15 protein-coding genes are annotated in these 13,271 nt (G+C 59.3%); 9 read left to right on the top strand and 6 right to left on the bottom strand.

Annotation, left to right across the window (positions count from 1 at the left end; genetic code table 11):
• The first annotated feature begins 102 nt into the window (after nt 1-102).
• The gene (gene punR / locus AB4O08_RS04635; protein ID WP_010211992.1) at nt 103-1,026 is read left to right on the top strand and encodes a DNA-binding transcriptional activator PunR; all 924 of its coding nucleotides are present in this window, start codon (nt 103-105) and stop codon (nt 1,024-1,026) included.
• Here punR and AB4O08_RS04640 read toward each other — a convergent pair.
• Nucleotides 1,007-2,176 (bottom strand): aspartate aminotransferase family protein, encoded by a 1,170-nt coding sequence (locus AB4O08_RS04640; protein WP_010211993.1) that lies wholly within the window; start codon nt 2,174-2,176, stop codon nt 1,007-1,009. The genes punR and AB4O08_RS04640 overlap by 20 nt on opposite strands.
• A gap of 102 nt (nt 2,177-2,278) precedes the next feature.
• On the opposite strand from AB4O08_RS04640, the gene AB4O08_RS04645 reads away from it, so the two are divergent.
• Nucleotides 2,279-3,184 carry a LysR family transcriptional regulator gene (locus AB4O08_RS04645; RefSeq protein ID WP_010211994.1) on the top strand — a complete coding sequence of 302 codons (906 nt, stop codon included), beginning with the start codon at nt 2,279-2,281 and terminating at the stop codon, nt 3,182-3,184.
• On the opposite strand, the gene AB4O08_RS04650 is transcribed toward AB4O08_RS04645, so the two are convergent.
• Entirely contained in the window at nt 3,181-3,804 is a 624-nt protein-coding gene (locus AB4O08_RS04650; protein ID WP_010211995.1) for an HAD family hydrolase, read from the bottom strand. The two genes, AB4O08_RS04645 and AB4O08_RS04650, sit on opposite strands and share 4 nt — an antisense overlap.
• 301 nt (nt 3,805-4,105) lie before the next feature.
• Between AB4O08_RS04650 and AB4O08_RS04655 the strand changes: the two genes are divergently transcribed.
• Nucleotides 4,106-5,341 carry an anthrax toxin-like adenylyl cyclase domain-containing protein gene (locus AB4O08_RS04655; protein ID WP_010211997.1) on the top strand — a complete coding sequence of 412 codons (1,236 nt, stop codon included), beginning with the start codon at nt 4,106-4,108 and terminating at the stop codon, nt 5,339-5,341.
• A 68-nt stretch (nt 5,342-5,409) separates the two neighbouring features.
• On the opposite strand, the gene fabV is transcribed toward AB4O08_RS04655, so the two are convergent.
• On the bottom strand, nt 5,410-6,603 hold the full coding sequence (gene fabV / locus AB4O08_RS04660) for an enoyl-ACP reductase FabV (protein ID WP_010211998.1): 1,194 nt from the start codon (nt 6,601-6,603) through the stop codon (nt 5,410-5,412).
• 309 nt (nt 6,604-6,912) lie between these two features.
• Between fabV and AB4O08_RS04665 the strand changes: the two genes are divergently transcribed.
• Nucleotides 6,913-7,737, top strand: a complete 825-nt coding sequence (locus AB4O08_RS04665; RefSeq protein ID WP_010211999.1) for an aspartyl/asparaginyl beta-hydroxylase domain-containing protein — start codon at nt 6,913-6,915, stop codon at nt 7,735-7,737.
• Between the two features lie 150 nt (nt 7,738-7,887).
• A complete protein-coding gene (gene ppnN, locus AB4O08_RS04670) occupies nt 7,888-9,261 on the top strand; it encodes a nucleotide 5'-monophosphate nucleosidase PpnN (protein WP_010212000.1) in 1,374 nt (457 codons plus the stop codon).
• A gap of 1 nt (nt 9,262) precedes the next feature.
• On the opposite strand, the gene AB4O08_RS04675 is transcribed toward ppnN, so the two are convergent.
• On the bottom strand, nt 9,263-9,655 hold the full coding sequence (locus AB4O08_RS04675; protein ID WP_047541540.1) for a RidA family protein: 393 nt from the start codon (nt 9,653-9,655) through the stop codon (nt 9,263-9,265).
• 154 nt (nt 9,656-9,809) lie between these two features.
• On the opposite strand from AB4O08_RS04675, the gene AB4O08_RS04680 reads away from it, so the two are divergent.
• From AB4O08_RS04680 to AB4O08_RS04690, 3 genes are all read left to right on the top strand, one after another.
• Entirely contained in the window at nt 9,810-10,067 is a 258-nt protein-coding gene (locus AB4O08_RS04680; RefSeq protein WP_021490968.1) for an AbrB/MazE/SpoVT family DNA-binding domain-containing protein, read from the top strand.
• Nucleotides 10,064-10,459, top strand: a complete 396-nt coding sequence (locus AB4O08_RS04685) for a PIN domain-containing protein (RefSeq protein WP_460114728.1) — start codon at nt 10,064-10,066, stop codon at nt 10,457-10,459. The genes AB4O08_RS04680 and AB4O08_RS04685 overlap by 4 nt, the downstream gene beginning before the upstream one ends.
• Before the next feature lie 71 nt (nt 10,460-10,530).
• The gene (locus tag AB4O08_RS04690; protein WP_460114729.1) at nt 10,531-10,905 is read left to right on the top strand and encodes a hypothetical protein; all 375 of its coding nucleotides are present in this window, start codon (nt 10,531-10,533) and stop codon (nt 10,903-10,905) included.
• 6 nt (nt 10,906-10,911) lie between these two features.
• Here the strand turns inward: AB4O08_RS04690 and AB4O08_RS04695 are convergent, their stop codons facing one another.
• A complete protein-coding gene (locus tag AB4O08_RS04695; protein ID WP_010212005.1) occupies nt 10,912-11,241 on the bottom strand; it encodes a YXWGXW repeat-containing protein in 330 nt (109 codons plus the stop codon).
• A 130-nt stretch (nt 11,242-11,371) separates the two neighbouring features.
• A complete protein-coding gene (locus AB4O08_RS04700; protein ID WP_010212007.1) occupies nt 11,372-12,271 on the bottom strand; it encodes a DMT family transporter in 900 nt (299 codons plus the stop codon).
• 99 nt (nt 12,272-12,370) lie between these two features.
• Between AB4O08_RS04700 and AB4O08_RS04705 the strand changes: the two genes are divergently transcribed.
• Nucleotides 12,371-13,207, top strand: a complete 837-nt coding sequence (locus tag AB4O08_RS04705; protein ID WP_010212009.1) for a LysR family transcriptional regulator — start codon at nt 12,371-12,373, stop codon at nt 13,205-13,207.
• Nucleotides 13,208-13,271: the final 64 nt, after the last annotated feature.

Below are 13,271 nucleotides of genomic sequence, written 5' to 3' on the forward strand. Positions count from 1 at the left end.
CATCAAACTATTTGCTGACTGGCGCCCATTATGAAGCTGACAGATTCTCTGTGAAGCGATAATAATTGGACACTCTTATCAATAAATTTGAAGGCAGTCAGCATGTGGTCCGAATATTCCCTGGATGTGGTTGACGCCGTGGCACGCCATGGCAGCTTCAGCGCCGCAGCTCAGGAACTGCATCGAGTGCCGTCGGCCGTCAGCTATACCGTGCGCCAGCTGGAAGAGTGGCTAGCGGTGCCCTTGTTCGTGCGACGCCACCGGGACGTGGAACTGACGCCCGCCGGCCGCCTGTTTATCGACGAAGCCCGTGGCGTGATGAAGAAAATGCTCGGCACCCGGCGCCTGTGCCAGCAGGTCGCCAATGGCTGGAGTGGCCAGTTGAAGGTCGCGGTGGACTCCATCGTCAAACCCCAACGCTGTCGGCAGCTGGTGCTGGACTTCTATCGACAGTTTCCCGAGGTCGAGTTGCTGCTGGAGTACGAAGTGTACAACGGCGTGTGGGATGCCCTGGCAGATGAACGCACCGACATTGTGATCGGCGCGACCAGCGCGGTGCCGGTGGCCAGCCACTTCACCTTCCGCGATATGGGTTTGTTGAATTGGCTGTGCGTGGTCAGCGCGCGACACCCGCTGGCCAGCGTCGAAGGATTATTGAGCGACGATCAGCTGCGTCCCTTTGCCTCCCTGTGCATGACCGACACCTCGCGCAACCTACCCAAGCGTGACACCTGGACACTGGATAACCAGCGTCGGCTGGTGGTGCCGAATTGGGCATCCGCGATCGATTGCTTGCGCGACGGTCTGTGTGTAGGCATGGCGCCGGCGCATCAGGTGTTGCCGTGGATCGAACGCGGTGAGCTGGTGGCGCTGCAATTGAGCCGGCCGTTTCCGGCCAGCCCGTCTTGCGTGGCGTGGGCACAGAACAAGCTGTCCCCGGCCATGACTTGGCTGCTGGAGTACCTGGGCGATACCGAGACCCTGAACCAGGAGTGGCTTAACGGCCCTACGCCAGTAACCGGGTAATGGCCCGCACGATCATCTCGACCTCCTGAGTATCCAGGGTCAGCGGCGGCAACAGGCGAATGATCTTGCCCCGCGTGACGTTGATCAGCAACCCGTGCTCCTGGGCGGCGCGCTGAGCCAGGTCCCGGCAGGGGCTGGCCAACTCGATACCGATCATCAGCCCCTGGCCACGAATCGCCACGACCTGCGCATGCTCATTCAATTCCACGCGTAACCGGGCCAACAAGCGTTCGCCCTGTTGTGCTGCGTTCTGCAGCAAGCCTTGCTCTTCGATGATGTCCAGCACGGTGCATCCGACCCGACACGCCAGCGGGTTGCCGCCAAACGTGCTGCCATGACTGCCCGGTGTAAACAATTGGGCCACCGCGGCCCGAGCCAGGCACGCGCCGATCGGCACGCCATTGCCCAGGCCTTTGGCCAGGGTCATCACGTCCGGGACGATGCCTTCATGCTGGAAGGCGAACCAGGTGCCGGTGCGGCCGATGCCGGTCTGGATCTCGTCAAGCATCATCAGCCAGCCCTGGCGTGTGCAGTGATCGCGCAAGGCTTGCAGGTAACCCGACGGTGCCGGCAGCACACCACTTTCACCCTGGATCGGTTCCAGCAGCACCGCGGTGATGCGCGGACCAAATGCCTTGGTGATCGCTTCCAGTGCCGCCAGATCACCAAAGCGTACCTTGAGAAAATCCCCCGGTAACTGTTGGAAGCCCAGGCGGACCGAGGGGCCATCGCTCGCGGCCAGGGTGCCGAGGGTTCGGCCATGAAAGGCGTTCTCCATCACCACCACCAACGGCGCTTCAATGCCCTTTTTCCAGCCATGCAGGCGCGCCAGCTTAAGCGCGGTTTCGTTGGCCTCGGCGCCGGAATTATTGAAGAACGCGCGATCCAGGCCTGACAACTGAGTGAGGCGCTGGGCCAGCCGTTGTTGCCAGTCGATGCTGTAAAGATTGGACGTGTGCAACAGCAAGCCCGCCTGCTCGCTGATAGCCGCCACCAGCCTGGGGTGCGAATGGCCGACATTGGTCACCGCCACACCGGCCACCGCATCCAGGTATTCGCGACCTTGCTGGTCCCATAGGCGCGTACCCAAGCCGCGGGTAAAGCTCAGGGCCAAGGGTTGATAAGTGGTCATCAGGCAGGCGGCGGTCATGGTGCGGGCTCCAGTGCATCGTAGTGATGACTGCAGTATCGTTAGCCACCTGAGCTGGATAAACTGCGCATTCCTGCAATGACTTTAAACCAGGGCTTGATAATGGATCTGTTCCAGGCAATGTCGGTGTACGTGAAAGTGGTCGAGACCGGCAGCATGACGGCGGCAGCCCAAGCCTGCGGGATGTCTACCACCATGGTCGGCAACCACCTACGTGCGCTGGAGCAGCGGCTGGGCGTCAGCCTGCTCAAACGCACCACACGCAAACAAAGTCTCACTGAATTTGGTGGCCAGTATTACCAGCGTTGCCTGGAAGTACTGGGGCTGGTAGCCGACTCCGAACAGCTTGCCGAGCAAGCCCACAGTGATGTCCCCAAAGGCACCCTGCGCATCACCGCGCCCCCCGTGTTCGGCACCGAACGCCTTACACCGGCCTTGAGCGAATTTTCCCGACGCTACCCATTGATCAATCTGTACGTGGTACTGAGCAATGAGCGGATGGACTTGGTCGACAGCGGCTTCGACGCGGCGATTCGCCTTGGCGAACTGGAAACATCCAGTCTGATCGCCAGGCCAATGCAGGCCTACACCCTCACCCTCTGCGCGTCACCTGATTACCTGGCGCGACGTGGTACACCTCAGACCCCCGATGACCTGCAGCACCACGACTGCCTGGCGTTCGCCTACCCGGCGAGTGACAACTGGCGCGACGCCGACAAACTGTGGCGCATGACCGGCGAGAGCGGCGAGGTGGAGGTTCCAGTATCCGGCTCTTTGACCATCAACAGCTCGCAAGGCCTACGCCAGGCGGCCGTCAACGGCATGGGCATCATCATGCTGGCCGATGCCCTGGTGCAGCCGGATCTGGAGAGCGGCAAGCTGGTGGCCTTGCTCACCACCTATCGACTCCCCAGCCGCCCCATGCATCTGCTCTACGGCCAGGACCGTTATCGGCTGCCCAAGCTGCGCGCCTTCGTGGATTTCGCCATGGAAAAATGGGCGCGCTAAAAGCCCACGCCCCATTCTCGCAATTGAGCGGCAGTGCGCTCGGCGGACACATGATGAATCCCCCGCCAACCGAGGGCGATGGCTGCTTCGATGTTGCCGGCAACATCATCGATAAACACCACTTCCGCCGCCTGGATATCTGGCAGGTGGGCCCGTACCTGGCTGAGGCTGGCGTCGTAGATCGCTGCGTCAGGCTTGATGAGTTTCAACTCGCCGGACACCACGATATCGCGAAAAAATTGGAGGAAGGGGTAGTTGGCCCGCGCATACGGGAAGGTCTCAGCCGACCAGTTGGTGAGCCCGAACAGCGGCATATCGGCCTGGTGCAGCGCCTCGAGGATCGCCACGCCTTCCGTCAACGGGCCACGCAGCATTTCGTGCCAGCGATCGTAATAGGCTTGGATCAGGCGTTCATGATGCGGGTGTTGCTCGATCAGGCTGCGGGTGCCTTCGGTCAGGGAGCGACCGGCATCCTGCTCGGTGTTCCACGCCTGGGTACAGATATTCTCGAGAAACCACTGCCGTTCGCCATCATCGGCAATCAGCGTGCGGTAAAGGTGCTGCGGGCTCCAATCGAACAGAACCCCGCCGAAATCAAAAACCACTGCACGCACGGTCATATGCGCCTCCCAATTAACTAATGTGCTGCGACAGTCTCCTACAGCAATGACACGCGGCGGCAAGCAATCAACTGTAGGCCCCTTCCGATAATGTCATGGAACGCGCACTACCAGCAGCGCTGTAACCCCCGGCATTCGAGACTTGCACCGTCTTTCGTCGATTCGGCGCCGTACAGCCAGACATACTTTTTTCGCCCCGCCCCTAAAAAATGGCTCTAGTGTCTGCCCTGCAATCGAGGGAATGCTCGGGTCTGGAAGGGATCATCCAACATGCCGATGAAACATGACTTGGAGACATTCAATGAGAGACATCATCTCCCCTGCTATTTCACCTTCCGCACTCAGCCTGCACGTAGTACTGAGCGCTCAAGCCAGTCGGTCGACTGGCATCGCCCAAGAGACGAACAACTCGGTAAATCTCGCACTTGAACGCGTCAGGGGGCAGACCGGAATAGTGCCGAGCCATCTTGCGCCCTTGCAAAATATCGCGGTGGATACCAACTCCATCATCGGTGTACGTCCCGTAGAAACCGTGGCTACCGGGTTGATAGAGGCCGGCCACCCCACCAAGGATTTTCACATCAAGGGAAAAAGTGCCAACTGGGGACCGCAGGCTGGCCTGATCTGTACGAACCAAGCGTTCAGCAAGCTTGAAAAACTCAAGGAGGACGCGCCCGCAAAAGTGACTCGCGCCAACGAACAAATCCAGGAGTGCATCCGCGATGGACATGCCGTCGCAGTGCCTCTGAGTATTTCGAGCCACCGCCTCGGCGAACTGATGAAACTCGGCCAGATCACCGACCTGACAACAAAGACACACAGCGACACGCTGCGTTTCAGTGCCCAAGGCCCCAGCCAGCAGATGTATGCATTCGAAGGCAAACGCACATCGCCCTCAGAAGATAGCTATCTGATCTTCCACGAAGGCAAACCCATTGAAGTGCTGGCAAAACGCGAAGGAGGCAAGGCACTGACGGCCGATTATGACCTGCACATGGTCGCGCCCCACCTCAGCGATTTTGGCCCACAGGACAGAATCCCGGTGCCCGACATAGCGCACAGTGTTTTCACTCACCGAATCGATCGCTACAGGCAGCAACGACCTGACCCCAGCACCTTTCAAGTGCCGCAAGCGTTACGCGCAGACTATGAAAGCGCCGCACACTTCTATCAAAAGGAAGACCCCGATCTGGGCAATGCCACGCCACGGATAAAGCAAATGATTGAGCTGATCAATCACCGTTTGGTCGGCAATGGAGAGCGGGTGGTACACCACAATGCGGACTCCGGTAGCCCCGCGACGGAAGTCGCCGCCAACTACCCGGCAACCTTCTTTCTACCCACAAAGCTTGGGCGCTTTGACGAGGTCAGCATCATCAACAACAGCAAGGAAATGGCGGAACTGATAACAACAGCCAAAGACAGCGGCTATCACGTTGCTGTTAATCCGCTTTGGGAGAAAGAAGTAACTGGCATCAAACGCTCTGGTTTCACCCATGCGCAGGAGCGGCTGGCGTCGACCTTTCGCCAAGATTGAGCACCTTGGGCGCAAACCAGACAGCAGCCTGATAACAGATTTATCGAGGCTGCTGTCGACCCCAGCGATTATGCCGAGATGAGACCGTTGATCTTCACGGTCGGGTTCACGTCAGCATCGTAGTCCACGCCATCGATTTCAAAACCGAACAAGCGCAGGAATTCAGCCTTGTAGCCGGCAAAATCGCTGATCTCGTTGACGTTGTCGTCGGTGACCTGGTTCCACAGGGCTGCCACGGCGTCCTGGACCTTCGGTTCCAGCTCGGCCAGGTCGGCACGCAGGCGGCCGTCGGCGTCGAGTTTCGGCTGGCTGCCGTACAGGCTGTCCTTGAACAGGCCGTAGACCTGCTCGATGCAACCTTCGTGGGTGCCCTGCTCTTTCATCACTTTGAACAGCAGAGACAGGTACAGCGGCATGATCGGGATGGCCGAGCTGGCCTGGGTGACCACGGCCTTGAGCACCGATACACGGGCATCGCCCTTGAGTGCAGCGAGGTTGTCGCGCAGGGTCAGGACTTTCTTGTCGAGGTCTTTCTTGGCTTCGCCGATGGAGCCGTTCCAGTAGATGTCCTGGGTCAGCTTCTCGCCAAGGTAGGTGAACGCGGTGGTCTTGGCGCCTTCGGCCAGCACGTCGGCGTCACGCAGGGCGTCGATCCACAGCTGCCAATCTTCGCCGCCCATCACTTTGACGGTGCCGTCGATTTCTTCCTGGGTTGCAGGCTCCAGGGTGGTGTCGACCACAACGCCCTTGTCGGTGTTGATACCACGCAGGGTCACAGCCTTGCCGATCGGCTTAAGGGTGGAATTGTGCACCACGCCTTGCGGGTCGGTACGGCGTGGCGCGGCCAGGCTGTAGACGACCAGGTCGATCTTGCCCAGGTCTTTCTTGATGGTTTCGATGGTCAGGCGCTTGATCTCGTCAGAGAACGCGTCGCCGTTGATGCTCTTGGCGTAAAGGCCTTTCTCGACTGCAAATTTCTCGAATGCGGCGCTGTTGTACCAGCCGGCGGAACTCAGCTTGCCTTCTTCGCCTTCTTTCTCAAAAAACACGCCCAGGGTATCGGCGCCGCAGCCAAACGCAGCGCTGATGCGCGCGGCCAGGCCGTAACCGGTGGATGCACCGAGGACCAGGACCTTTTTCGGGCCGCCTTCGATGACGCCGTGCTGAGTGACGTAGTCGATCTGCTCTTTGACGTTCGCTTCACAGCCAACAGGGTGAGCGGTCACACAGATGAAGCCACGAACCCGCGGTTTGATGATCATAAAATTTCTGCCTCTTCCAAGGTGCCGAAGGCCAGTGGTGGCCATTCAACTTCAATCGTACCGGTCTATGACGTCCAAAAAACCGAAGCGTCACGATAGTCGCAAATCTTCTGTTTACAAAATCCAATCCGCTCAACGCAGCCAGCGTTAAAAACTGTGTAGAGCCTTCACAATTTTGCAATATTTAAAACGCCTCTCCAGCGCCGAACGCCTTATCATGACGCAGTTGTTTCAATATGTTTCAAAACCCCACCACTCGCGGCCACGGATCCGGACCTGTCGAATGGCGTCCTGCTGGAGCTGAGTGTCATGAACAAGCCTGCTTTGCGTAAAAAAGCGGCATCGGTCGCCTGGGTACTCGGCGTCCTGCTGATTATTGATATGTTCCCCGAAACCACATTGGTATTTCTCGGGCTGGTGGTGATCTGCGGTATTTACGACTTCCTGCGCAATGGCCTGTACGACGCGCCCACCATCAAGAAATATTTTATCGGCAGCGGCCGCAACACCTGGCTGCTGGCGCCGTTCAATACCCTGTTCGACCTGTTGAGCTCGCGTAACCGACACGTTTACACCATGGCCGACCTACCGCCAGCCTGGCGTGAAGAGCTGCAACAGGTGATCGAAGACGCCATGGCCCACAAGGACGAAATCATTGGTTACCTGGACGAACGCATGGCCGAGAAGAAGCGCGGCATGTTGTTTTTCCAGTGGTATGGCCAACCCATCGAGACCACCCTCGACATTCCGAGACTGCGCAGAAAACTACCGTTCGTGAAAACCATTGGCGTGTCGGTATTCAATGAAAACCGCTCCACCTCATTTCATTTCGGCCCCCTGCGCATGATGTTCCGCGTGCTCTACAACATGGCACCGGCGCCCCATCACGAGGGCGTCTACATCCAGGTGGGCAGGCACAAGCATTACTGGCACGACGACCCGCTGTTTATTTTCGATGACACCCTGATGCACGCCTCTTTCAACAAAAATGATGCCAAGCGTTACTGCCTGTTTATCGATATCGTGCGACCGACACCGGTGCCCCAGGTTCTCAACGCCGTGATCGCGGGGTTTGCCGGCATGGCCTTTACCCTGCGTCGGGTTTTCTACAAAAACTGGAAGCTGATTCAGTAAGTTCTGCGGCATGATGGTGTTGGACGGTGTTTGCGCTCTGCCTTGCGCCTGAGGTAAATATCCGTCTCGAGCGACCGAATTCGGCGCCCATCATTCTCAAGCCATCGCGGCCCCTCGTGGGTGCGGTGGCTGCGCTTTCAAGGAATCAGAATGCCCCAACGTCAAGTCATCAATGCGTCCGTCAGCCCCAAAGGCAGCCTCGAAACCCTGTCCCAACGTGAAGTCCAGCAACTGAGCGAAGCCGGTACCGGCAGCATCTACACCCTATTCCGCCAGTGCGCCCTGGCGATCCTCAACACCGGCGCGCACATCGACAACGCCAAGACCATTCTCGACGCCTACAAAGACTTCGAAGTGCGCATTCATCAACAGGACCGTGGCGTGCGCCTGGAATTGCTGAACGCCCCCGCCGATGCCTTCGTCGATGGCGAAATGATCGCCAGCACCCGCGAAATGCTGTTCAGCGCCCTGCGTGACATCGTCTACACCGAAAACGAGTTGGACAGCCAGCGCATCGACCTGAGCAACTCCCAGGGCATCACAGACTATGTGTTCCACCTGCTGCGCAACGCCCGTACGCTACGCCCCGGTGTCGAGCCGAAAATCGTGGTGTGCTGGGGCGGGCACTCGATCAATACCGAAGAATACAAATACACCAAGAAAGTCGGCCACGAACTGGGCCTGCGCAGCCTCGACGTGTGCACGGGCTGCGGCCCCGGCGTGATGAAAGGTCCTATGAAAGGCGCGACCATTTCCCACGCCAAGCAACGCATTACCGGCGGGCGCTACCTTGGCCTGACCGAGCCGGGCATCATCGCCGCCGAAGCGCCGAACCCGATCGTCAATGAGCTGGTGATCCTGCCGGACATCGAAAAACGCCTGGAAGCCTTCGTTCGCGTCGGCCACGGCATCATCATCTTCCCGGGCGGTGCGGGCACGGCCGAAGAGTTCCTGTACCTACTGGGCATCCTGATGCACCCGGACAACCGCGACCTGCCCTTCCCGGTCATCCTCACCGGGCCGAAACATGCCGCGCCGTACCTGCAACAGTTGCACGCATTCGTCGGTGCCACCCTGGGCGAAGCGGCGCAAGCGCACTACCAGATCATCATCGATGACCCGGCCGAAGTGGCGCGCCAGATGACCGTCGGCCTCAAGGCCGTGAAGCAGTTCCGCCGCGAGCGCAACGACGCGTTCCACTTCAACTGGCTACTGAAGATCGACGAAGGCTTCCAGCGCCCGTTCGACCCGACCCACGAGAACATGGCGAGCCTGCAACTGAGCCACGCATTGCCGCCCCACGAACTCGCCGCCAACTTGCGCCGTGCGTTCTCCGGGATCGTGGCCGGTAACGTAAAGGACAAAGGCATCCGCCTGATCGAGCAGAACGGTCCTTACGAAATCCACGGTGACCCGGCCATCATGAAACCGCTGGACGAGCTGCTACAGGCGTTTGTCGCCCAGCACCGCATGAAGCTGCCAGGCGGCGCGGCGTATGTGCCATGTTATCGAGTGGTTCAATAAGCTAGCGCTGCACCGCCACGCATTTGATTTCCACCAGCAGACCGGGGTGTGCCAGTTCGGACACCCCGATGGTGGTCCAGGCGCAATGCCCGCGTGGGAACAGGCGGTTTTTCACGTCACGGAAAACTGCCATGTGCTGGCTCATGTTGACGTGGTAGGTCGTCATGTCCACCACGTCTTCGAAGCGGCAACCACCCTCCTCCAATACTTCCCGCAGGTTTCCCCAGGCGGCGATGAATTGCGCCTCGGGATCTTCGATCACGGCCAGTTGCGGAGTGCGGCCGACCTGGCCCGCGCAGTAAAGAGTGTTGCCAACCTTTACCGCTGGCACGTAGCCGGCGCGCTCGACAATGGGTTGCATGGTGGCAGGAATGATCAGATGGCGGTCGGTCATAGCTTGTATCTCTTTGGGCCTGAGGCGGGCGTGTGAGCGTGCAACGTTCGAGCTAGGGTTTTACCTGTTCCCACCTACTCACACCAGCGAGCGACCTATGGACCAACGGATCTTGCCCTTCATAAATCCTTACCTTAGGGTAAGGAATATCACGATGGAGATCTTCACGATGTCGACTGCCACACTGACCTCAAAAGGGCAAATCACCATCCCTGTAAAAGTGCGCACCGCACTTGGCCTGGAAACGGGCGACCGGGTTGAATTTGTCGAAACGGAAGACGGCACGTTTTCCATTATTGCCGCGAGCAGAACCGTCCAGGATCTCAAGGGGCTTATCCGCAAGCCCGCACAGGCCGTATCGATCGCAGACATGAACCGCGCCATCGCCGCGCAGGGAGCCAAGGCCGGATGATTGGGCTCGATACCAATGTGCTGGTGCGTTACGTCACCCAGGATGACCCCGTGCAATCACCCAAGGCCTCTGCCTTGATCGAATCGCTGACCACCGTTTCACCGGGCTTCGTCAGCCTGGTGTCCGTGGTGGAGTTGGTCTGGGTACTGCAAAGCTGCTATCAATCGACCAAAAGCGACGTGGTGACGGTGCTGGAAACGCTGCTGCGTACCCGTGAGCTGACCGTTGAGCATGCCGAAATCATCTGGCAGGCGCTGCGCCGATTCACGGCCGGTAAAGCCGATTTCGCCGACTACCTGATCGAACGCTGCGCCCATGCGGCAGGCTGTGAGTACACCGTCACCTTTGACCTCGACGCGGCCAAGGGAACGGGCATGAAACGCCTCGCCTGAAGCCTCCGCGTTGCGGGGAGTTCCGGGCTTTGGTAAAAAACGCCTCTACTCCGATCAAGAGAACGACCAACGTGCGCACGCTGCTTCTCGCCGCCATGGCCCTGGCGCCAACCCTCACCCTGGCCGACACCATCGCCTGGCCCGACTTGCCCAAAACCTGCTTCGTCAGCGGGCGCGCCGCCACAAGTGCAGATATCGACAGCGGCTGCGCGGCGTTCCTGATCAATGTGCAAGGCAAACCGGCGGGAACACCGATCAACGTGGATGTCCCGCAGTACGCCCTGCACGTAGACGAGGCCACCGGCAAGGAAACGCCGGTGATCATCATCCAGGCTGAAGAGAACGGCGCGACCAGGATAGTGGGCTACCAGGAACTGGGCAGCGATCAACTCGGTGCTGCACTGCTGCGGGAGGTTCGGCTCCTGGGCACCCAAAAGCCGATTTAGCCTGACTCAGCGAACCCAGCCCCCACCCTGCCAGTGATACCCATCATTACGCTGCACCCAATGCGGATGCACGTAGCGGTACCCCTCGCGCACCGGCTCCCAGTGGCCATGCACCGCGACATAGCGTCCGCCTTCCCAACGCCAGTAACCGCGCGACCATATATAGCCGTAGCGCACCGGCGGCTCGACTTCGATCACTTGCACTGGCGGCGGTTGCGGCGCGACGACTTCGACATACTCACGTTGCACCGGCCTGCGCTCGTGCACGACGCGCTCTTGCACACACCCGGATGCCGCGACGACCATGGCTACCAATGCTGCATAACGTAGCAACATAAAAAACCCTCGGGCGTTGACGCCCACTACCTGCACCGTTAAAAAATGCCCCCTTGTTTCAACCTCGCTCCTGCTCGGCCCTGAGTATTTTTAACAGGTGATGTCTGTCAGCTTGCTGAACCCGCAGTCCTCAAGAGGCGCAGGCGACGGTCGGTCGCTTGCGGCGTATCAACAACAGCCCGCCGACGACCACGGCAATGCCGGCGTAGGTCGAGACCTGGATCACGTCGCCAAACATCAGCGCCGCCCATACCAGGGTGACCGGCGGTTCCAGGTAGACCAGCGCCGCCACCTGGGTCGCGGTCATCACGCGCAGCAGCATCCACAGGCTCAAATAGGCGACGAAGGTGGAGAACAGGGTGAGCCAGACAATTGAGATCAACACGTCAGGGTCGTGGGGAATACTTAGCGTATCGGTGTAGAGCACGGCGCCGGTAAAACCGATCAAGGTCAGCAACGACTGGATGAACAGCGGCAGCACCAAGCCTGCGTCCTGGCGTTGAACGGTGCGGCGCTCATACAGGGTAGCCAGCGTCAGCCCCAACGCGGCGGCCAGGGGCAACAGGTACATGACCAGGCCGACGCCCTCCCCACCACCGCCGTACTGCCCAGCGATCACGATGGATACGCCTACGAAGCTGATCATCAGCCCCGTCCACTGCCAGCCGCCACTGCGTTCAGCCGCGCTGCCACTCGACAGCGCCGCCGTCATTAACGGTTGCGTCGCCGCGATGATTGCAGCGATGCCGGGAGACAAACCATTCTGGATCGCGACGTAGAGGCAACTCAGGTACAGGAACTGCGAGAGAAATCCGATGACGGCGTAATGGCGAACCTGCACCCAAGAAACCTTCAGTAACCTGACGTTCAATAACAGCCCCAGGCACAGCGAGACCAGCAGGAAGCGCCAGAACAGCAGATTGAAGGCACCGCCGCCTTGCGTACCCAGTTTGGCGCCGATATAGCCAGAGCTCCATGAAAGTACAAATGCCACCTGCAACAACAGCCGCTTTAAGGTTGGTCGCGTCATGAAGCCTGCCCGTCAGTCCAAGTTGACTGAAAGGCTAAGGGCAGCACATGCTTCTGTATATTTGAATAAACTGCACTATCAATTCGCAATAGTGGAATCATGGCCAAACAACTGAATATCGACCTGTTGCGAACGTTCCATGCCGTGGCGCGCTTTGGGCGGTTCAACGAAGCAGCCGAGCATGTGCACCGCAGTGCCTCCACCGTGACGACACAGATACAAAAGTTGGAGGATCAGGTCGGCCAACGCCTGTTCAGCCGTAGCAATCAAGGCGTTGAGCTGACCCTGTACGGCAGGAAACTGCTGGTCGAAACCACCGAATTCCTCAAGAGTCATGACCGCCTGCTGATCTCGCTGATGCCACAGCGCATGCAGGGAAAAATTCGCTTGGGCATTCCCGACACCTACGCACCGGCGTTTATGCAGGATTTGCTGCCGCAGTTGATCGCTGACAACCCGTTGCTGGAGCTGGAAGTCGAAGCGCGTACCAGCGGTGAACTGTTGAATTTGTTTATGGCCAACCAGCTCGACCTAGCTATCACCGTCAGTGCCCAACCACTGGCACAGGGCGAGCGCCTGGGGCCGGTTCAGCCGCTGTGGGTGGCGGCCGAGCATTTCAGTTATCCGCCGAACGCGGCGCTGCCGATCACCGTGCCTGTCGTCGGCTGCCCGTATCGTGCGGCGGCCTTGCAGGCGTTGAAAGACCATGGGATTTTCCACCGTGTGCTGCTGGAAAGCCCCAACTCATCAGCGGTCGAAGCCTGCGTGCGCAGTGGCGTGGCGGTGGGCCTGATGGAAGAAAGCCGTATGGGCGAAGGGCTGATGCACATGACAGAGCTGCCGCCTCTGCCGGCGCAGCATCTGTACCTGCTGTGCGATACCGGTAATGCGCTGGCGTTGCACTTGCACGAGCAAGTCAGGCATTTCAAGGTCTGAACGGCACGCCTAAAAAAGCCCGCTGACCGTTACCGGTCAGCGGGCTTTTTAACATCAGGCTTGG

The organism is Pseudomonas sp. H3_E07 (genome assembly GCF_054668895.1).